Below are 19,079 nucleotides of genomic sequence, written 5' to 3'. Positions count from 1 at the left end.
GTATCACCAATCGAAAATTTCAACCGCATTTGTAAAAAGTATTTTCTTTTGGTGTCTGGGGTCGACAGGCCACTGGTTGCCCCCGGCTGCTCCTCCGAAGTGATGGTTAACCATTAGAATCCATATGCAATACGTTCTTTCTGTGGTAAGTGACGAGGATGATGGCGAGGGGCTTGGCGGACCGGGTCCGTCAATTCCAGAGCGGTATCCAGGGTGAAGTTGTGTTTGCCTTATATTATTGGTATATCCTTAAAACAAAAAGCGGAAAATTTGTACGCGTTCACGGGATATTCCAGTTTGAATTAAATCCAGGAGAGATTGGGCGTCGACCTTCGAAAATAGGAAGTAATACATTCCACGAGGAACGGGAACGTCGGTTTTGCATTTAGACGGCAGGTTTCTTTCAGGGATAATATCCTTTCGACCCACCGGTTTCCCTTTTCGCTTTGGGTGCCCAGGCTGCGCTTTCGCCATAGCACCCCAAAGCGCAGTGCCCGTTCGGCACGGTTGTTGGTCGGTTCAATGCCATGGTGATCGAGAAAGGTCCACAGACTGTCCATTTCGCGAACAATCTGCCGGGCGAGTTTTCCGGCGTCGGTCTTGTCCTTCTCCCAAACGGAGACGGTAAACAAAAAGAACGTATAAAAATCCGACCACATTTCCGGGTCGGGAGGTTCTTTGGCAAACGATACCAGTTGCCTCAGCCAGGCGGCGACGATTTCTCCGAAGCGGCAAAGATCGGTTTTCTTTCGTTCCGCCAGGGCATCGGCTTTGCGGATCAGATGGGCCAGGCAGGTTTGGCGGTTAACCCATTTTCGATATAGGCCGTAACCATCGCTGACCAGAATCCCGTCCCAATCCCGGACCAGTTTTTCGAAAGCTTCCTTGGAGCGATGCGGGTCGATGCGATAAAACGCCACCCGTTCGTTGGCCATGGCCCACAACCAGTGCAGGTCGTTTTCCTTAAACCAGGAAGTTTCGTCGATGTAGTTGCACCAAAAGCGTCGGGCGACCCGGCCGATGCGTTCGTAGGCCGGCAATAGCGCATTTGACGTGCGGTCGACAAGCTTCTGGATGGTTCCGGTGGCAATCCCGATGCCCAGAACCGACTCACACAACTGCTTGACGTCGTTGCGGCTCATGGCCTTGATCCCACTCAATTCTCCGATAAGCGCGGTAAAGCGCGGCCCATAACCGGTGGATACGTCAGAAGGTAGCGCGGCCTTGACCGTCCTGCCGCAGTTGGGACAGTCACATTGCTGGAGAATATAGTGGCTGATTTGCATTTCGATTTCGGGTAGCTCGATATGCTGATGCGCATAAAACGGCTGCATCTTTTGCGGATCGAACTGCGCATGCCCGCATGCGCAGCGCGTCGGCATCAACCAATGGCTCTCGGTCGGATCCAGCATCTGCCGCTGATGCGGCTTGTGGCCTTTCTGACCGCCTTTTGCACGTGTACTCTTTTTCTGTTTTCTCTTTTGCCTGCTAAAGGGCGGATCGGATGACGGCGGCTTACTGGAGTTATGAGAATTTTTGCTGGACCGAACCTCAAGCTTCTCCAGCCGCTTTTCGTGGGCTACAATCCGCTGTTCCATATCGAAAAGCATCCGTTCCAGAGCCATGATATACTGTCGCACCGGCTCTGGTGTCAGTTGCCAATCGAGTTCCGAAAAGGGTCTTTTGAGTGCCATGAAAAGCACTCTACCATAGTCAAAAAGAAAAATCTAGATTTATTTTGTATTATTTCGGTTAGTTATGATCTATTTTTTGTGCTTTGATTTCGGGGGGTTGCGAGACCAGTTGGATCCTCAAAGTACCCCGTGAATGCTTACGAAAATTTTATGGCTTATTTTCCACTTCTTGCTACTGTTCGGCAGTCAAAACATAAAAATGTAATTGAATTTATTTTTAACGATTTATCATCTAAGTTGGTTTTAAAATAGATAAAATCACATAAACAAGCCATCCTTATTGCTTTTTATAAAGGAAAAGTGAATGGACAATGACGTTAATATATACTGGCATGAACATATGGTGTCACGGTCGCAGCGAGAGTCGTTGAATGGACACAAAGGCTGTGTGATTTGGTTCACAGGTCTGAGCGCATCCGGAAAAAGCACTATCGCTAACACACTTGACCACAAACTCCATCAATATGGTATTCACTGTGTGGTTCTAGATGGGGACAATGTCCGTCATGGACTTAACGCCGGCGCGCAAATGGTCCGTAAGAGTCACGGCGATGCTTTTGCTCAGCGTTTTGGGCTAGGATTTTCTGCCATTGACCGGGAAGAAAATATTCGGCGTATAGGTGCGGTAGCAAAGCTATTTTCAGAGGCTGGAGTTATCGCCCTTACGGCATTTATTAGCCCTTATCGAATCGACCGGGATCGTGTTCGAAACACTCTTCTGCCTGGAGACTTCATAGAGGTGTTCGTCGACACCCCAATAGAAGTATGCGAAGACAGGGACCAAAAGGGTCTTTACAAGAAAGCAAGAGCTGGTGAACTCAAAGGGTTTACCGGTATCGATGATCCCTATGAGCCTCCAATGTCTCCTGAATTGATTCTATTCAATGCCGAAAAGAACCCGGATACTCTTGCGAATGAGGTAATTGCATTTCTCCAAAATAAAAAAATTATTGGAAAGGCATAATTGACAACTTTTTGATGATAATTTGATGATTATACACCTCCATTCAACCCAAAAACAGCAAAAAATGCCGAACAATCAAATCAACCGGATGCAAAAAGCTTCGCTCCTGTTGTCGCTTTGCTTTTTCCATCGGTTATTTGGGCGTTGTGTCAAAATTTAACCAGAATATAGTTGGTTTCATCTTTTCGTTTATGGGACGCAAATGAGTGGCGACTATTTTTTTAAACATCCAAAGCTCCCTTTTGTGGAATGCCGCTATTCAACAAAAAGCGGACGAAACTACAAACCCCACATGCATAAAACCTTCTGTGTCGGTGCAATCGATCAAGGAGAAGTGATCTATCAGGTTGAAGAAAATTCTGCGAAATTACATCCGGGAAGCCTTGCCTTGGTCAATCCGGAAACACTTCATTCCTGCAATCCTACCGAACATGGTACACGAAGCTATTACATGCTCTTCCTCGATGTCGAGTGGTGTTTGAAATTGCAGCAGTCCTTATGGCAACTTGAAACATTCAACCCAGTGAACACCATTTTGTTGGAAAACCATTCGATCTATCAACAATACATCAACACGATGAAATCGTTAATGGGCCATGGGGATCTATTGGAAAGAGAACAAATACTGGTTGAATTTGTAGAAAAAATATTTACACATGCGTGTGAACCGGCGACGTTAAGAAATGAGCCTGCTTTGCATATAGAACAGATGAAACTGCAATTAAGTACCAATTTAGACACAGATACATCCATGAGCCAGATAGCCGGAACACTGCAGACCAACCCATACACCCTTCTCAGGCAGTTTAAGGCAGCCACTGGCATAACACCGCATGCGTATCGACTGAATTGCAGGATAGAACGATCCAAAAAACTTTTACAAAAAGGGTTTGATTTGTCACAAGTTGCCCTTGAATGCGGTTTTTTTGACCAGAGCCACTTTCACCGCCATTTCAAAGCGATAACGACAGTGACCCCCAAAGAATATCAAGTCAATTTTATACAATAATTAAATTGCCAAAAATTCCATTTTTTACCCGGAAAGGAGAAGTATGGAATTTTTGGGAAGCGCATCGGCACATTTTTTAACTCTTTTGGACCCGGTCCTGATTCCATACGCCTCCTGCAAGAGGAACGTAAATTCCTCATTGCCGAAATTTTAACATGACCAATCAGCAGGAGGTATCCAATATGGAACTGCACGACTATCTTGCATTTTTTGTGGCCACTGCAATCATGATCGCATTACCCGGACCGAGCGTACTTTTGACAGTTGCCCACAGCATTTCATTCGGATGGAAACATGCGCTATCCACTGTTGCCGGAGCGACAACGGGTATCGCCGTTCAACTTATAGTCGCCGCAATCGGCCTGACCTCATTGTTGAATCTGGTTGCAGACGCCTTTGAATGGCTCCGCTGGGCCGGGGCCGCATACCTTGTTTATCTCGGGATCAAACAGTGGCGAAGCGCAAGTGAACCTCCGGTTTTTGAAACGTCGGCGGTCTCCAAAACGAATCTGTTTGTTCAAGGGCTCGTTATCACCATCCCCAACCCCAAGAGTCTGATATTTATTGCGGCCTTTCTGCCCCAATTCATCGATTCAACGCGACCTCTCGGGTTGCAATTTTCTTATATTGTTCCGACATTTTTGGTGATCACGTTTACCGTAACATCGGTTTGGGCATTGGCCGCAGGAAAAATAAGCGGGGTTCTGCAGAATCAGCGGGCCTTTCGATCGGTCTTACGGACAGCGGGAGGATTAATGATCATCGCCGGGGCAGGTCTGGCGCTGGCTCGCCGCGGCAACTGAACAGGAAAGGAACATCGGATCGGATGGGTTCAGGGCCTGTTTTCGAATTCTTTCGCCGTTATTATATTTTGTTTCCATGGTCCAACCCCAAGCCACCCAAAAACAAAGGGACCCGTGTATGTTCTGCAAGGCAACCAGGCAAGTGAGCTTTCCGATTGAAAATTCAGTCTGGAATGAATTTCCGTGGAACGGCATTCCATCCGAACGGATCCGGAACCATATGGGGAAGAAACCCGACCATTTCCCCAAGGCAGAGGTGAAGATCGCCTGCGACAACAAGGCCATAGGGGTAATGTTTCAAGTCGAGGACAGATACGTTCGTGCAACAGCCGTAGGACATCAGGATAATGTTTTCAAAGACAGTTGTGTCGAATTCTTTTTTACCCCGGGCCCTGATGTGTCCAAAGGATACTTTAACCTTGAAATGAATTGCGGCGGCACCATGCTTTTTCATTTTCAGAGGCAACCACGGAAAGACAGGATTGTTATCCCGGATAGTGAGTGCAGCAGGATAACCCGTGCGCATTCGTTGCCGCGCATCGTTGATCCGGAAATCGAGGAACCGGTCACGTGGACCGTTGCGTACAGTATCCCCATTTCCTTGTTGGGAAGATACTGCCAGGTGATACCGCCCGCGCCGCAGGTTGTCTGGCGGGTAAATTTCTACAAATGTGCCGACGACACCTCGCACCCCCACTGGTTGACATGGTCGCCGGTGGATCTTCCGGATCCAGATTTTCACCATCCTCAGTCATTTGGTTTTTTACAATTCGAATGAAGCGGAGGGGATAGATGCAGAACTGAAGAGGTCAACCGGACTTCAGATCGGCGAAAGTCGTATGCTTTTGCGGACCATGAGCCCGGCGTTCCGTCAGACGCATGAAGGTTTTCAATTCCTCCTTCAACATTCGGTCCTCACGCCCCAGATCATTCAACCATGGCCATCAGCATCCGTATCTCTTCGGCCCACCGGTTCTCGTCCGGCGTTTCCAGGATCATGGGAATATCCTCGAAACGCGGATCGTTCATGATCATCCGGAAAGCCTTAAGCCCCAGCGTGCCCTCGCCCAGGCTTGCATGGCGGTCCACGCGGCTGCCCATCATCTTCTTCCCGTCGTTGAGGTGAAGCCCTTTCAAAAAGGAGAAACCTACCACGGCGTCAAAGTTCGCCAGGGTCTTTTCATAACCGGCCGGCGTGACCAGATCATATCCCGCTGAAAAAGTATGACAGGTATCCAGGCAGACACCCATCCGGGTTTTGTCTTCTACGCCGGCAATGATGGCAGCGAGGTGTTCGAAGCGGTAGCCCAGGTTGGTCCCCTGGCCGGCGGTGTTCTCGATGACGGCGGTCACTCCGGTTGTGCGTTCCAGGGCCAGGTTGACGGATTCGGCAATCCGGGCCAGGCAATTTTCTTCGGAAAGCTTGTTCAGGTGGCTACCCGGATGGAAGTTGAGATATTTCAACCCCAGCTGCTCGCAGCGGCTGAACTCATCGATGAAGGCCGTCCGCGATTTTTCAAGCCCTGTCGATTCCGGATGGCCAAGGTTAATGAGATAGCTGTCATGGGGCAGGATCTGATCCGGGGTGTATCCGGCAGCCTCGCAGTTCTCCTTGAACCGGCGGATGGATTCCTCCGTCAACGGCTTGGCCGACCACTGGCGCTGGTTTTTGGTGAACAGAGCGAAAGCGGTCACACCGATTTTCCTGGCGTTCAGCGGCGCGTTTTCCACTCCGCCGGCCGCACTGACGTGGGCGCCGATATATTTCATGATTCCTCTTTCCCGGATGGCCCCGGCCGAACCTGTCGCCGGTCATGCCCCGGTACCGTATCCGACGGTTTGATATTGCAGGTCTGGGTGCGATTGTCGTAAACGATCAGGGCCTGCCCGGCGTCCAGCTGACGGACCACCATGGCCACATTTTCCGATATAGAACCCTTGGTGTAGCCCGAATCGGTGCCGTCCCGGGTCACGAACTCCTCGATGAGTCCCGAAAGCGCCTCCGGGCTCAATTGCCTGTGCGGAATGACGAGCATCTCTTCACGGTCAGACATGGGATCGATCTCCTATGGCACGAAACACCGGTTTTATCATCCTTCCGGCATACCGTTTTGCGGTGCCGTGAACCGCCGCGATCAGCCGGGCCACCTTGTCCGGATCCTTGCGCCCCGGCGACGCCTCCACGCCTGAACTGACGTCGATAGCCGCCGGCAGACCGGCACAGATGGCATCGGCGACATTGTCCGGCGAGAGGCCGCCGGCAAGCACTAGCGGTTGATGGACCCCGAACGTTCTGGCCGCCCCCCAGTCCCAGGCCATGGCATTGCCGCCGGGAAGCGGGCCCTTGGCGCACTCGACCAGATAGCCGTCGACGTCAAACCCCGGCGCATCGTCCAAACCCGGCCGGCCGTCGACGAACAGCGCTTTAATCACCCCCACCCCTTCGGCCTTCAGCCGTGCCGCCAGACGTGCCGATTCCCGGCCGTGGAGCTGCGCCATGGAAAGCCCGCACTGTTCAACCCGCGCCATGATGGTTGAAAACACGGCGTTGACGAACACGCCCACGGCGGGCACCGTTGGCGGGAGTGCATCCACCACGGCCCTGGCCTGGTCCGGGGTGACGTTGCGGGGGCTTTTGGGAAAAAAGACCACGCCGACGGCGTCGGCACCCAGGTTGACGCATTGGGCGGCCTCGCGGGGATCGGTCAACCCGCAAATTTTCACCTGGGGATAAGACCGATTCATGGTACGCGCATCGGTCATGCATCACCGCTGCCCGGAGGCCGCACCCCCGGAGCCCTCCCCCATCAGGTCGCGGATGAACCGGGCCGGGTCATCGGACCGGACAATGCTTTCCCCCACCAGAAAATTGAAGATCCCGGCCTTCAGATTCTGTTGGATGTCCACCGGCCCCGAAATTCCCGAAGCGGCCACGGGCACCTGGCCGGGCGCCAGGCGCGAAACCAGATCCATGGCAAGGGCGACGTCCGTTTCAAAGGTGCTCAGGTTGCGATTGTTGATGCCCACCAGGCGGGCACCGCAGGCCGCAACGGTGCGGGCATCGTCCGGCGTGTGGATTTCCACCAGGGCATCCATGCCCAGTCCGCGGCACAGCCCGTAGAGCTGGTCCAGTTTCTCAGGGACAAGAATTCTGGCAATGAGCAGAATGGCATCCGCGCCGGCCGCCGCCGATTCAAAGACCTGGTAGCGGCTGATGATGAACTCTTTTCTCAGCACCGGCAGCATACAGGCAGACCGCGCCGCCTTAAGGTCCTCGAGACTGCCCTTGAAGTAGGTGGAATCGGTGAGCACGGAGACGGCGGCTGCCCCCCCTTTTTCATATTGGGCGGCGGTCCGGGAGGCATCCAGGTCAGGACGGATGTCACCTTTTGACGGCGACGCGCGCTTAATTTCGGCGATAATGTTAACCCCGGCGGCACCCGGCCGGGAGAGCGATTCGAAAAAGGGCCGGAAATCCGATCGCTGCCGGGCCAGCTCCGCCAGCCGGCCTTCGGCGATGACTTTCCTGGCCTGTGAAATCTCACGCCCCTTCTGTTTAACGATTTGTGTCAGAAAATCGGTCGCCATAAACAACTGCCCCTGAATTGAGGGAGGTTATCCGTTATCACGGGTGTAGCCGACCAATGCCTCCAGCTTGCCTATGGCAGCGCCGCTGTCGATGGCCTGTTCAGCCTGGGCGATGCCCGTCTTCAGGTCCGCGGCCTTCTGGCAGGCCACCAGTGCAGCGGCCGTATTGAGCAGCACCACGTCACGCTTGGGGCCTTTTTCTCCCGTGAGGATCCTGCGAGTAATGGCCGCATTTTCCTCTGGGTCTCCGCCGGTCATCTGGTCCGGCTCGGCCACCCGACCGAAATACTGCTCCGGGTAGATGTCATAGGTGCGAATCATGTCGTTTTCCAGCTGGGAAATGCGGGTGGGGGCGCACACGGAAATTTCGTCCAGCCCGTCGTGCCCGTGAACCACGAAGGCACTCCTTGCACCCAGCAGGCGCAGGGCCTCGGCAAACATTTCGGTGAGTTGGGGTGCAAACACGCCCAGCAGCTGGCAGTTGGCGCCGGCCGGGTTGGTCAGCGGCCCCAACATGTTGAAGATGCTGCGCAGGCCAACCTCCATGCGCGCCTTGCCGGCATGGCGCATGGCGTTGTGATAGAGCGGGGCAAAAAGAAAACCGATGCCGATCTCCCCGACCGCCTCTTCCACCACTTCCGGATCGGTATCCAGCTTGATACCCAGGGCTTCCAGCACATCGGCGCTGCCGCACTTGGACGACACGCTGCGATTGCCGTGCTTGGCCACGGTCACCCCGCAGCCGGCGACGACAAAGGCGGTCGTGGTCGAAATGTTGAAGGTCTTGAGCCCGTCGCCGCCGGTGCCGCAGGTGTCCACCACCGGCATGGCGGCCGCCTGGATGCGGTGGGCCTTTTTACGCATGGCCCGGGCCGCGCCGGCCAGTTCCTCGAAGGTTTCCCCCTTGGTGGCCAGGGCCGCCATCATGGCGCCCACCTGGGCATCGGTGGTCCTGCCCTCAAAAATTTCAGACATCATCTCCGCCATCTGGGATTCGTTCAAATCGGTTCGGCTGATAATGGTGGCCAGGTGATCCTTGAACATGGTTGGGGTTCTCCTTCTCATCTGTCCTGAAGTTGCCGTCGGTTAGTCGGACGCCGACGCGCCGTCGGGAATCATTTTTAAAAAGTTGCGCAGCAGCCGCTTTCCCAGTGGTGTCATGATGGATTCGGGATGAAACTGGATTCCTTCGGTAATATGCGACCGATGCCGAATCCCCATGATCTCTCCATCCTCCGCCGTGGCGGTTACCGCCAGACAGTCGGGAAGACTTTCCTTCTCCACCGCCAGGCTGTGGTAACGCATGGCCTGAAACTGCTGCTTGATACCGGCAAAGATGCCCTGTCCATCGCCGGTAACGACCGACGTTTTGCCGTGCATCAACCGCTTGGCGCCAATCACCCGGCCGCCGAAGACATGGGCGATGGACTGGTGGCCCAGGCAGACGCCCAGGATGGGTATCTTTCCGGAAAAACGCCTGATCGTCTCCGCAGAAACACCGGCGGACTCCGGACGGCCGGGCCCCGGAGAAATCACGATGGCCTGGGGAGCCATCGCCGCGATTTCATCCCCGCTGACGGCGTCGTTCCTTTCCACCTGAACAGTTTCGCCGATCTGCCTGAGATACTGGACCAGATTATAAGTAAAGGAGTCGTAATTGTCGATCATCAGTATCATGATGTTGCCTCCACCCTCTGGCGGGTCAGTTCGAGTGCCCGCTGGATGGCCATCGCTTTGTTAACGGTTTCCAGCCGCTCGGTTTCGGGGTCCGAGTCAGCCACGATTCCGGCACCGGCTCGTACGGTAAGCATCCCGTTTTCAATACAAGCGGTTCGGATGGTTATGGCCAGATCCATGTTGCCGTTGAAAGAGACGTACCCGACAGCGCCGCCGTAAGGCCCCCGGGGACTTTGTTCCAGTTCGCCGATGATCTCCATGGCCCGTACCTTGGGTGCACCGGAAAGGGTGCCGGCAGGAAATGACGCCCGCAGCAGGTCCCATGCATCGTATTGATCTTCAATATCACAGTTGATGTTTGAAACCAGGTGCATGACGTGAGAGTACCGCTCCACCACCATCAGATCCGTCACCTGCACGGTGCCGGTCCGGGCGATCCGGCCCAGGTCGTTTCGCCCCAGGTCCACCAGCATCAGGTGCTCGGCCCGCTCTTTCTCGTCGGCCAGCAGTTCCGAGGCCAGCGCCCGGTCCGCCTGCTCGCTGGATCCCCGGGGACGGGTACCGGCAATGGGCCGCAGCGTGGCCACGCCGTTTTCCAGGCGCACCATGGTTTCCGGAGAGGATCCCACCAGGGCCATCTCATCGAAATGGAAAAAGTAGAGGTACGGAGACGGGTTCACATAGCGCTGGGCACGATAAACCGCGATAATGTCCCCGGGCGCGCTGCATTGAAAGGGCTGCGAGATGACGGCCTGGATCACGTCGCCTTGCTGGATGTAGTTTTTTACGCGGGCCACCCGCTCTCTGAAGATTTCCGCCGGCAGCAGCGGGGACATGGTCGGGTTGCCGCCGATGCCCTCTGCGGCAGTCTCGCGGACGCTCGCGGCCATGCGTTGTTCCATGGCGTCCAGCCGCGTCATGGCCTCGTCGTAGGCCGCTGAGGCATCCGGGTTGCCGTCGGTAAAGGCGATGGCCACACAGATCATCGTATTGCGAATGTTGTCGAAAATCAGCAGTTCGTCACAGATGATGAAATGCGCCATGGGGGTATCCGCCGATAACCGGTTGGGAATGCGCTCGAAAAAGGAAACCATTTCATAGTTGAGGTAACCGACAAGGCCGCCCCAGAACCGGGGAAGCGCTGTCATTTCCGCCGGCTGGAAACGGCTCATGAAGGTTTTCAGGGTGCTCAGGGGGTCGCCGCCGTGGTGAATTTTCTCTTCCCGGCCGTTCTCGGCGATGATCACCTGATCGGCAAAAACCTTGACGTGGGTCCGTGCCGAATTGCCCAGGAAGCTGTACCGACCCCATTTTTCGCCCCCCTCGACACTCTCCAGCAGAAAGATGGGGGTGCGCGGTCCCTGTCCGCCGTCGTCGTAACATTTTTTCAGCAGGGAAACCGGCGTTTCCATGTCGGCCAGAATCTCACGGCAAACGGGAATCACATTACAGGTGCGGGCCAGCCCGTCAAACTGTTCCCGGCTGGGAAATTCCTTCAATCTCATCAGTGCTCCTCTTTTCCATTAAAAAAAGGCCGTGATTGATTCCACGACCTTGCCTGCGTCATGTTTAAGGGCTTTTGAATGGGGTGTCAAGGATTTTTTGTTCTTATACATAGAAACATTATGGCCCGTAACGCCTCCCACCCGGGACAATGGCAAGAAAATTGCTGGGTAAAGTTCACGAAAACCGGCGCGGAACCGGCGAAGTAATCGTTTCATCCGCCCTGACCGGATTTTGCCGCACAATTGTCGATAACCGCCAAACTTTATAGAAACAAGCGTGTCCGGAACAGGACCGACCTGTGCACAAAAGGGTATCCCATGTGCAAGAATTGCAGCATCGGTTGCCCGCAGCCAATACGAGGTGCGCCATGCATCGACCGATCAGCATCCTGGTGGTGGAAGACGATTCCAATGTTTCCACCGTGCTCACCGCCCGATTGGAGAGTCTGGACTACCAGGTATGCGGCACGGCAGAAACGGGGCTCGAGGCCATCAGCGGGGTTTACCGACACCTCCCGGACCTGGTCATCATGGATATCCTGCTCAAAGGGGATATGAACGGAATCGAAGCCGCCGCCAAAATCGCCGAAGGGTCGGATGTGCCCGTCATCTACATGACCTGCCTGTCCGACCGGCAGATATTCGAGCGCGCCATCGGAACCCACCCGTACGGTTATATCATCAAACCTTACGACATCAATGAACTGCGATCCGCCATCGAAATTGCCGTGGTCAAGCACGAAGCGGCCAAAGCGCGGGAAACACTGATCGCCCAACTGCAAAAAGCGCTGCGGGAGGTCAAAACCCTCACCGGCCTCCTACCCATCTGTGCCTCCTGCAAGAAAATCCGCAAAGACGACAGTACCTGGCAGCAGATCGAGGAGTACATCTCCAGCCATTCCGACGCCGACTTCACCCACGGCATCTGCCCCGAATGCGCCCATCGGCTTTACCCGGAACTTTATCAAAACAAAGGCTGATACGAACAGGCCGATACCCTTTTAAACTGAGCGTTCCCCATTTTTACAGACAGAATAACCGGTTTTTTTGTTTGCCATTATGGTTATGAAATCGCATCCGGTTTTTGGGTATTGACAGTAAACCGATTCCCTCCGAAAATGACCTCATAAGAATCACACCGGTTAGCCTTGACCTGAAAAGGACCCCATGGAATATCAAACCTTTCGATTGGAGATCATGCCCACCCTGGTGGCACCGGTGTTTATCATCGGTTTCCGGGGGTGGGGCAATGCTTTAGAGGTGTCGGCCGGCACGGCCGCCTATCTGGTGGAAACCCTCCAGGCGGTTTCCATCGGCCATATCGATCCCGACGCCTGCTATCGTTATGATGAGAACCGACCGGTAGTAAAGATCGAAGCCGGTGATATGAAATCGATCACCCCCCCGGGGGGAAGCTTTTTCGCCATCGAAACCCATCCCGGAGAAAACGATCTGGTGATTCTAATCGCCGACGAACCCAGCCTGAACTGGTATCGATTTTCCCTGGAACTCGTGGACCTGGCCCACCAACTCGGTGCTCCCGGCGTGATTACCTTAGGCAGCATGTTCGACAATGTGCTGCACACGGACCGGATCATTTCGGCAGTGACCACCGGCAGCGAATTTAAAGGAGCCGTCGGACGGCATCGGGTGATTCCGATCAACTATCACGGCCCCAGTGCCATCCATACGATCATTCTGGAGGCCTGCCGGAAGCGGGCAGTGGCCGGTGCCAGCCTCTGGGGCCACTGTCCCGTCTACCTGCAGGGCATCACCCACCATGGCATGATGCTTCAGATGATCCGGCTGCTTTCCGATATGGCATCTTTTTCATCGAAAACGGAAACCCTGGAAGCCAGCTGGAAAGCCCTTGAAATCCAGATCCGAAAACTGATTTCCGACAATCCCAAAATGGTGGGAATCATGGACCAGATCCGCAAAAAAAAACGCGAAGGCGCCATGCAGAACCTGGGACAAAACGGAAAGGAACAGGGCAAGATTATCAATCTTCAGGATTTTTTCGATCCCTGACAGCGGATGATTGCGCCTTACTGGCGGTATACGGTGGGTTTGTCGTCCACGTTGATATCGATGCCGACCGTGTCTCCGGTCTTAAAGCCGACCCGCTTAAAATCTCGAACCACATCGTCGTGGCGGTCCATATACCAGTATACGGTCCACAGGGGGTTTCGAACCGTGTCGATACCGTATGCATCGTGGCTGCACAGGTTGATCCGGAACTTGTCCTTGGCAATGAGGGTGTCGGCTTCGGAGAGGAATATGTCGATCTGGTAGAGGTTATTGTGCAGGGCTTTGGACAGTTCCGCCTGCAGTTCGGGGGTGTCGTCGAGATAATGGCTGGCGATCTGATAAAGCTCAACCGTATCCTGAATGGCGAGCCCAAGCACCGCGTATCGCTGGTGGCGCAGGGCAAAGGCCTCAAAGTCCGCTTCATAGGCCTTGATGGAATCGATGATCTGGGCGATATCCGGTTTGCCGGGCGTGCCACATTCACTGACCATCTCCTCGCACTGGGAGATGATATCGATATAAAAGGCTTTGTTGTCCATCACATAAACCGGCCGCTCCCGGTAGTTTCGGCGCTTGCGGATTCGCCGGATGCCGTCCAGGCTGATGGACCGCTGGCTCTCCTTTTCCTCCAGGATGTCAATGCTGGAAATGTCTTTGGCCTGAACCACGTGAATGCCGCCATCGGCCGAAATAATGTATTCAATCTCACACCGGAATCCCAGATGCTTCTGGATCTCCTTCGACAGTTGAACCAGGCGCCGGTCATGGGGGGTCCGGGTGATATACGGTTCGCTTTGCACCTTTTGAATGCGGTCCCGACAATACCCGAACTCCCAATGACCGCCGATGATCTTGGCCATCACGCTGGACCCGTCGATAAAGGGCATAACGATCACCCCCATCTGTTCGAGATCCATCTCCGGAGCATGGTTGAACCGCTGCTGGCGGGCAATGGTCAGGTGTTTGCTGCTTCTGGCCAGCTTGATCATCTTGTTGCGGGCATACCGGATGCCACCCACGTCGGCATAGGTTTCCAGGGAGTCGAATGTCCCGCCTTTGAACCGGCGTTCTAACGGATGGGCGCTACGGGCAATCACCTTGAAGCTCTCTCGGTGTTTTTCCAGAAACGACTCGAGGGCGCCGAAATCTTCGGCCTCGAAATGCTGCGGAGGAACGTAGATGAAGTCGGGAACGGCAAAACCGCCTTGTTTGAGCTTCTCCAGCAGTTCCGCCTTTTCTGGAATAGAATGGGTATTCATATCTCTCCTATTGACATTTCCATCCAAAGTCTTTAGTAAAAAAATCCGACCGATCATTCGGTTGGCTAATTTCCGAACAGGTAACACATGTCCAAACGAAATGCAATCCTTGCCTCCGCTACCCGGCTTTTTTCCCGAAACGGGTTTCAGGGAACCGCCATGGCGGAGCTGTCCGCCATCACCGGCGCGGCAACCGGAACCATCTTCCACCATTTTAAAAATAAGGAAGACCTTTTTCTTCACGTATTGAAGGAGGTGAAAGAGAGCATTCTGGACCAGTTTGACCGGCATCGGCAGACCTGCCGGGATCAGAAGGGAATTGAAATGGTCGAGGGTGTGGTCGCTTTTTATCTGCACCTGGCGGGCACCATGGAAGACCAGTTCCTGATACTTCACCGGCACTATCCCTATCAAATGGCCGAAACCAGCCCGGTGTGCCGCAGCCTCCTGGAATCCATCTACACCTGTCTGCTGGACATCTTCGAAGAGGGTATCCAAAAAGGCATACAGGACGGGTCGGTAGCGGTCGTCTCCCCGCGGAAAACGGCCATGGTCCTCTTTGCCATGGTGGACGGCATTGTCCGGCTCAACACCTACCGGGTGTATGACGCCGGCACCCTTTACGACAGTCTGATGGTCGCCTGCCGCCGGCTGCTGACGGAAGGCCGGTAGACCGCCATGGCAAAGAGGACCATGAAACAAGCCATTCGAGCCATCCACGAACAGGGCCATAAGGGGGGCGGCGAAAAAAACTGCCCATTAACCTGGGTTCGAACCCTATCTACCACCAGCGAACCCAACGGAGGTTAACGATGTCCGTCATTTCCATCTTCAGCGGCATTTTCTGCAGTGCGGATGCGGTGGTCCGGGACGTGATGGACCGCACCGGGTACCGGCTGATCACCGACGACCAGGTAATCGCCAAAACCGCTGAAACGTCCGGTATGCCGGGAAATAAGGTTCAGCGCGCCTTTTCGGCCAGAACATCGGTTTTTAACAAGTTCACTCATGAAAAAGAGTGCTCGATTGCCTGCCTGCGCCTGGCCCTGGCCACCGAACTGGAAAAGGGCCCTGCCGTGGTCCACGGGTTTTCCAGCCTGCTGATCCCCCGGTCTGTCAGCCATGTGCTCCGGGTCTGCATCATCGCTGAGACACCCTATCGTATCGAGCAGGCCGGGGTCGTCCAGAACTTGACCGAAAAAGATGCCTTGAAACAGATCCGCACTCGGGATGCGGACAATGCCGCCTGGACCGAAACCCTGTTTTTCGCCGAGGATCCGTGGGATCTGCGCCTTTACGACATGGTGCTGCCCATGAACCGGGTAAGTGTGGCCGAAGCCGGCGTACTGATCGGGGAGAATCTCATCAAGGATGCCGTTCGCCGCACCAACGCCTCCATCCAGGCCGAAAAGGATTTCTTGCTGGCAGCCACCGTGGAAATGGCCCTATGCCGTGCCGGACACGATGTCTCGGTGACGGCTGAAAACGGGGCGGTGCTGCTGACCATCAACAAACAAGTATTGATGCTCGCCCGCCTGGAGGAGGAACTCAAATCCATTGCCGGCACGGTTACCGGCGTCCGGTCCGTAAAAACAAAGGTCGGTAAGAATTTTCAGCAGGCCCACATCTACCGCAAGCACAGCCTGGAGGTGCCCTCCCGCGTGCTGCTGGTGGACGATGAACGGGAGTTCGTTCAAACCCTGTCTGAGCGCCTCGAATTGCGGGACATGGGGTCCGCAGTGGCCTATGACGGCGAATCCGCCCTGACCCTGGTGGCTGAGGACGATCCGGAAGTAATGATCATCGATCTTAAAATGCCGGGAATCGACGGCATGGAAATCCTGAAACAGGTTAAAACCACCCGGCCGGAAATCGAGGTGATCGTGCTCACCGGCCACGGCAGCGAGACCGACCGCAAGCGATGCATGCACCTGGGCGCTTTTGCCTATTTGCAAAAGCCCGTGGACATCGACGAGTTGAGCGAGACCCTGAAGAGAGCCCATGAAAAAATTCAGCAACTCAAATCCTGAAACCGGCATATCGGCGTTCCCCCCTGAAAAAATGGTGCCGGCCATGCTGAACCTTTCCAGATTCAAACCCCGTTTCTGGGACCACCAGGATGCTGCTTCAGGACCGGGCAACGACCATTTCAGCTTCCGCCGAAAATGGTTGATGATCGTGGTCTTCACCACTGTGGTGACGCTGGCGCCCCTGCTGGTCATGACGCTGGTGGACTACCGGCTCACCCGTCAGGCCTTTAAATCCGAAGCGACGATGGGCACCGCCCGCATGGTCTCCAACACCTGGCGCAACGTCTCGTTTCTGCTGTCCCAGCGCCGGGCCGCCCTGGAATTCGTCTGCCGGGACAACACCCTGCCGGAACTGCTGGCTCCGGCGCGGCTGGACGCCATCCTAACCAATCTGCAGGGCGGCATGGGCGGGTTCGTGGATCTCAGCGTGGTGGATGCCGACTGCACGGTGCAAGCGTATGCCGGACCGCTTGCCCTTGAAAAAAGCCGGGTGAAACCGACCCCCTGCTTCGACCATGCCGTCGCCAATGGATTTTTCATCAGCGATGTGATCGCAAACCCGGCGCAGAACCACCAACTGGTGCTTGCCATCCGGCACGACTTGGACAGCGGCGGCTTCTTCGTCCTGCGATCGACGCTGGATGCCAGCCTGTTGGACGCCTCCATGCGGGAACTGACTCTGGGTGAAGGCGACGACGCCTTCATCGTCAACACCCGGGGAATTCTCCAGACGCCTGCCCGGCGCTATGGCAAACGCTTCGACAAAGTGCCTCTGACCATCCCCGAAGCCGCAGACGGCACCCGGACCCTGAAAACGGTGGATCAGGCCGGCCGGTCCGTTCTCATGGGCATTGCCCCTATTCCCGACAGCCCCTTTCTGCTCATGATCATCCGTCAGGAATCGGGAATCATGGATCTGTGGCTCAAACCCCGGATGCACCTTATCGGCTTTCTTCTGTTCAGCATCGCCATGATCCTGGTCTCTATTCTGGGTGTGGCCACTTACCTGGTCAACCGGATCCATGCCGCCGACCAGCGTCGGGTGCAGGCCCTGCATCAGGTGGAGTATGCCAACAAGCTCACATCCATCGGCCGTCTGGCCTCGGGGGTGGCCCACGAAATCAACAACCCGCTGGCCATCATCAACCAGAAGGCCGGACTCATCAAGGACCTGTTCACCATCAACAGCAGCTATAACGGCAACGAGAAGCTCATTAAGCTCGTGGACGACGTACTGGCATCGGTTCGCCGCTGCGGCACCATTACTCGACGCCTGCTGGACTTCGCCCGGCACATGGAGTCGTCCATCGAAGCGGTGGATATCGAGGCCGTCATCCGACAGGTGCTCGGCTTCATGGAAAAGGAAGCCGAACGGCGGAGCATCGCCGTATCGGTATCGGTGCAGGGGGAAAACCCGACCTTCGAAAGCGACCGGGGCAATGTTCAGCAGATTTTCCTGAACCTGATCAATAATGCTTTTGCAGCCATGGCAGACGGCGGAAGGCTGGATATCACCATCGGACGCCAAGGAACGACGCATATTGCGGTAACCGTGGCCGATACCGGGCACGGCATCCCGGAAGCCGACCTGAAGCGCGTCTTCGAGCCCTTTTTCTCCACCCGCCAGGGCCAGGGAGGAACCGGCTTGGGACTGTCCGTCACCTATGGCATGGTCTCAGAAATGGGCGGCGAAATCACGGTGAGCAGTCAGGTCAACCGGGGAACCCAATTTACCGTTACCCTGCCTCTGAACCCGCCGCGAATGTCATCGGCAACCGCATCTGCCGTTGACCCGGCAGACAGCACTGCCGCCGGCAGCCAATTTAGGGAGGAAAAGACCACATGACCGACGATTCCCGGGCCATGGCCATCGAAGGTGTCCGCTTCTTCGGCGAGATGTCCGCATCCATTTCCCACGAGATAAAGAACGTTCTGGCTATCATCAATGAAAACGCCGGGTTGCTCCAGGACATGGTGATGATGATCGAAAAGGGAATGCCCCTTTCCCCGGAACGGCTGTCGGGACTGGCCCAATCCATTATCCGCCAGGTGAACCGGGGGGACCGGATCGTCAAGGGCATGAACCGGTTTGCCCACAGCGCCGACCACCCCACGGAGACCGTGGACATTGGCGAGGCCATTCATTTTATTTCCATGCTGGCTGCGCGGCTGATTGCCATGAAGGGAGAAGCCCCGCAGATCGACGTACCGGACGCCCCGGTGACGGCCGTCATCAATCGGTTTTTTCTGGAAGATCTGGTGTGGACCTGTTTGTGCCGGGCCATGGATGCCCGTGCACCGGACCAGACGGTATGCATCGTTGCAGAGAAAGTCGAAAACGCCGCCCGAATTCGTTTTTGCGGGTTGTCCGGTGATTTCCTGGCAAATGAGGCGGGTCTTCCTTCACCCCGGGAGACGATGGTTGCCGGACTTCTCGGCATCCAATTGAAGGCTGACAGGGAAAAGGGGGAAATCGGTCTTATTTTACCTTAATCAATGTTGATGAACTTATAGACAGT

General features: G+C 55.2%; 19 protein-coding genes. 10 read left to right on the top strand and 9 right to left on the bottom strand.

Annotated elements, in window-relative coordinates; all coding sequences use genetic code 11:
• Nucleotides 1–302 precede the first annotated feature (302 nt).
• Nucleotides 303–1,694: an IS66 family transposase gene (gene tnpC, locus ACHZBS_RS19115; RefSeq protein ID WP_319404498.1), complete on the bottom strand. Its 1,392-nt coding sequence runs from the start codon at nt 1,692–1,694 to the stop codon at nt 303–305.
• Nucleotides 1,695–1,998: 304 nt separating this feature from the next.
• Between tnpC and cysC the strand changes: the two genes are divergently transcribed.
• The 4 genes from cysC (at nt 1,999) to ACHZBS_RS19095 (ending at nt 5,248) form a co-directional block, all read left to right on the top strand.
• Entirely contained in the window at nt 1,999–2,658 is a 660-nt protein-coding gene (gene cysC, locus ACHZBS_RS19110) for an adenylyl-sulfate kinase (protein WP_319408125.1), read from the top strand.
• Between the two features lie 202 nt (nt 2,659–2,860).
• Complete coding sequence (locus ACHZBS_RS19105) at nt 2,861–3,667, top strand: AraC family transcriptional regulator (protein ID WP_319408124.1); 807 nt, start codon at nt 2,861–2,863, stop codon at nt 3,665–3,667.
• A gap of 182 nt (nt 3,668–3,849) precedes the next feature.
• Nucleotides 3,850–4,470 carry a LysE family translocator gene (locus ACHZBS_RS19100; protein WP_319408123.1) on the top strand — a complete coding sequence of 207 codons (621 nt, stop codon included), beginning with the start codon at nt 3,850–3,852 and terminating at the stop codon, nt 4,468–4,470.
• 220 nt (nt 4,471–4,690) lie between these two features.
• Nucleotides 4,691–5,248, top strand: coding sequence for a carbohydrate-binding family 9-like protein (locus ACHZBS_RS19095; protein WP_319408122.1), 558 nt, complete (start codon nt 4,691–4,693; stop codon nt 5,246–5,248).
• 149 nt (nt 5,249–5,397) lie between these two features.
• Here the strand turns inward: ACHZBS_RS19095 and nfo are convergent, their stop codons facing one another.
• Genes nfo through ACHZBS_RS19060 form a run of 7 tightly spaced genes read right to left on the bottom strand, consistent with a single transcriptional unit; the run spans nt 5,398 to nt 11,240 of the window.
• Nucleotides 5,398–6,240, bottom strand: a complete 843-nt coding sequence (nfo, locus tag ACHZBS_RS19090) for a deoxyribonuclease IV (protein ID WP_319408121.1) — start codon at nt 6,238–6,240, stop codon at nt 5,398–5,400.
• Nucleotides 6,237–6,524: a YheU family protein gene (locus ACHZBS_RS19085; RefSeq protein WP_319408120.1), complete on the bottom strand. Its 288-nt coding sequence runs from the start codon at nt 6,522–6,524 to the stop codon at nt 6,237–6,239. Before ACHZBS_RS19085 ends, nfo begins: the two co-directional genes overlap by 4 nt.
• The gene (locus tag ACHZBS_RS19080) at nt 6,517–7,233 is read right to left on the bottom strand and encodes a phosphoribosylanthranilate isomerase (protein ID WP_319408119.1); all 717 of its coding nucleotides are present in this window, start codon (nt 7,231–7,233) and stop codon (nt 6,517–6,519) included. Before ACHZBS_RS19080 ends, ACHZBS_RS19085 begins: the two co-directional genes overlap by 8 nt.
• 3 nt (nt 7,234–7,236) lie before the next feature.
• The gene (trpC, locus tag ACHZBS_RS19075) at nt 7,237–8,058 is read right to left on the bottom strand and encodes an indole-3-glycerol phosphate synthase TrpC (RefSeq protein ID WP_319408118.1); all 822 of its coding nucleotides are present in this window, start codon (nt 8,056–8,058) and stop codon (nt 7,237–7,239) included.
• 27 nt (nt 8,059–8,085) lie between these two features.
• Nucleotides 8,086–9,102, bottom strand: coding sequence for an anthranilate phosphoribosyltransferase (trpD, locus tag ACHZBS_RS19070; protein WP_319408117.1), 1,017 nt, complete (start codon nt 9,100–9,102; stop codon nt 8,086–8,088).
• 42 nt (nt 9,103–9,144) lie between these two features.
• Nucleotides 9,145–9,735 (bottom strand): aminodeoxychorismate/anthranilate synthase component II, encoded by a 591-nt coding sequence (locus tag ACHZBS_RS19065; RefSeq protein ID WP_319408116.1) that lies wholly within the window; start codon nt 9,733–9,735, stop codon nt 9,145–9,147.
• A complete protein-coding gene (locus ACHZBS_RS19060) occupies nt 9,732–11,240 on the bottom strand; it encodes an anthranilate synthase component I family protein (RefSeq protein ID WP_319408115.1) in 1,509 nt (502 codons plus the stop codon). Before ACHZBS_RS19060 ends, ACHZBS_RS19065 begins: the two co-directional genes overlap by 4 nt.
• A 368-nt stretch (nt 11,241–11,608) precedes the next feature.
• Between ACHZBS_RS19060 and ACHZBS_RS19055 the strand changes: the two genes are divergently transcribed.
• Both ACHZBS_RS19055 and ACHZBS_RS19050 read left to right on the top strand, forming a co-directional pair.
• Nucleotides 11,609–12,220, top strand: coding sequence for a response regulator (locus ACHZBS_RS19055; protein WP_319408114.1), 612 nt, complete (start codon nt 11,609–11,611; stop codon nt 12,218–12,220).
• Nucleotides 12,221–12,407: 187 nt separating this feature from the next.
• Complete coding sequence (locus tag ACHZBS_RS19050; RefSeq protein ID WP_319408113.1) at nt 12,408–13,271, top strand: PAC2 family protein; 864 nt, start codon at nt 12,408–12,410, stop codon at nt 13,269–13,271.
• A gap of 17 nt (nt 13,272–13,288) precedes the next feature.
• On the opposite strand, the gene ACHZBS_RS19045 is transcribed toward ACHZBS_RS19050, so the two are convergent.
• Nucleotides 13,289–14,530: a hypothetical protein gene (locus tag ACHZBS_RS19045; protein ID WP_319408112.1), complete on the bottom strand. Its 1,242-nt coding sequence runs from the start codon at nt 14,528–14,530 to the stop codon at nt 13,289–13,291.
• Between the two features lie 87 nt (nt 14,531–14,617).
• Between ACHZBS_RS19045 and ACHZBS_RS19040 the strand changes: the two genes are divergently transcribed.
• The 4 genes from ACHZBS_RS19040 (at nt 14,618) to ACHZBS_RS19025 (ending at nt 19,053) form a co-directional block, all read left to right on the top strand.
• Complete coding sequence (locus tag ACHZBS_RS19040) at nt 14,618–15,202, top strand: TetR/AcrR family transcriptional regulator (RefSeq protein ID WP_319408111.1); 585 nt, start codon at nt 14,618–14,620, stop codon at nt 15,200–15,202.
• A 140-nt stretch (nt 15,203–15,342) separates the two neighbouring features.
• Nucleotides 15,343–16,560: a response regulator gene (locus tag ACHZBS_RS19035; protein ID WP_319408110.1), complete on the top strand. Its 1,218-nt coding sequence runs from the start codon at nt 15,343–15,345 to the stop codon at nt 16,558–16,560.
• Entirely contained in the window at nt 16,532–18,406 is a 1,875-nt protein-coding gene (locus ACHZBS_RS19030) for an ATP-binding protein (RefSeq protein WP_319408109.1), read from the top strand. The genes ACHZBS_RS19035 and ACHZBS_RS19030 overlap by 29 nt, the downstream gene beginning before the upstream one ends.
• Nucleotides 18,403–19,053 (top strand): histidine kinase dimerization/phospho-acceptor domain-containing protein, encoded by a 651-nt coding sequence (locus ACHZBS_RS19025; protein WP_319408108.1) that lies wholly within the window; start codon nt 18,403–18,405, stop codon nt 19,051–19,053. Before ACHZBS_RS19030 ends, ACHZBS_RS19025 begins: the two co-directional genes overlap by 4 nt.
• Nucleotides 19,054–19,079: the final 26 nt, after the last annotated feature.

It is taken from the genome of uncultured Desulfosarcina sp., assembly GCF_963664155.2.
Taxonomy (GTDB): domain Bacteria; phylum Desulfobacterota; class Desulfobacteria; order Desulfobacterales; family Desulfosarcinaceae; genus Desulfosarcina.
This window is presented reverse-complemented; position numbering and strand designations above follow the sequence as displayed.

What these genes read in the sequence shown, in the direction of transcription:
- ACHZBS_RS19055 (WP_319408114.1), top strand. Translation starts at nt 11,609, where the DNA reads ATGCATCGACCGATCAGCATCCTGGTGGTGGAAGACGATTCCAATGTT.
- ACHZBS_RS19100 (WP_319408123.1), top strand. Translation starts at nt 3,850, where the DNA reads ATGGAACTGCACGACTATCTTGCATTTTTTGTGGCCACTGCAATCATG.
- ACHZBS_RS19030 (WP_319408109.1), top strand. Translation starts at nt 16,532, where the DNA reads ATGAAAAAATTCAGCAACTCAAATCCTGAAACCGGCATATCGGCGTTC.
- ACHZBS_RS19040 (WP_319408111.1), top strand. Translation starts at nt 14,618, where the DNA reads ATGTCCAAACGAAATGCAATCCTTGCCTCCGCTACCCGGCTTTTTTCC.
- cysC (WP_319408125.1), top strand. Translation starts at nt 1,999, where the DNA reads ATGGACAATGACGTTAATATATACTGGCATGAACATATGGTGTCACGG.
- ACHZBS_RS19095 (WP_319408122.1), top strand. Translation starts at nt 4,691, where the DNA reads ATGGGGAAGAAACCCGACCATTTCCCCAAGGCAGAGGTGAAGATCGCC.
- ACHZBS_RS19085 (WP_319408120.1), bottom strand. Translation starts at nt 6,524, where the DNA reads ATGTCTGACCGTGAAGAGATGCTCGTCATTCCGCACAGGCAATTGAGC.
- ACHZBS_RS19045 (WP_319408112.1), bottom strand. Translation starts at nt 14,530, where the DNA reads ATGAATACCCATTCTATTCCAGAAAAGGCGGAACTGCTGGAGAAGCTC.
- ACHZBS_RS19050 (WP_319408113.1), top strand. Translation starts at nt 12,408, where the DNA reads ATGGAATATCAAACCTTTCGATTGGAGATCATGCCCACCCTGGTGGCA.
- ACHZBS_RS19035 (WP_319408110.1), top strand. Translation starts at nt 15,343, where the DNA reads ATGTCCGTCATTTCCATCTTCAGCGGCATTTTCTGCAGTGCGGATGCG.
- trpD (WP_319408117.1), bottom strand. Translation starts at nt 9,102, where the DNA reads ATGTTCAAGGATCACCTGGCCACCATTATCAGCCGAACCGATTTGAAC.
- nfo (WP_319408121.1), bottom strand. Translation starts at nt 6,240, where the DNA reads ATGAAATATATCGGCGCCCACGTCAGTGCGGCCGGCGGAGTGGAAAAC.
- ACHZBS_RS19080 (WP_319408119.1), bottom strand. Translation starts at nt 7,233, where the DNA reads ATGACCGATGCGCGTACCATGAATCGGTCTTATCCCCAGGTGAAAATT.
- tnpC (WP_319404498.1), bottom strand. Translation starts at nt 1,694, where the DNA reads ATGGCACTCAAAAGACCCTTTTCGGAACTCGATTGGCAACTGACACCA.
- ACHZBS_RS19025 (WP_319408108.1), top strand. Translation starts at nt 18,403, where the DNA reads ATGACCGACGATTCCCGGGCCATGGCCATCGAAGGTGTCCGCTTCTTC.
- ACHZBS_RS19105 (WP_319408124.1), top strand. Translation starts at nt 2,861, where the DNA reads ATGAGTGGCGACTATTTTTTTAAACATCCAAAGCTCCCTTTTGTGGAA.
- ACHZBS_RS19060 (WP_319408115.1), bottom strand. Translation starts at nt 11,240, where the DNA reads ATGAGATTGAAGGAATTTCCCAGCCGGGAACAGTTTGACGGGCTGGCC.
- trpC (WP_319408118.1), bottom strand. Translation starts at nt 8,058, where the DNA reads ATGGCGACCGATTTTCTGACACAAATCGTTAAACAGAAGGGGCGTGAG.
- ACHZBS_RS19065 (WP_319408116.1), bottom strand. Translation starts at nt 9,735, where the DNA reads ATGATACTGATGATCGACAATTACGACTCCTTTACTTATAATCTGGTC.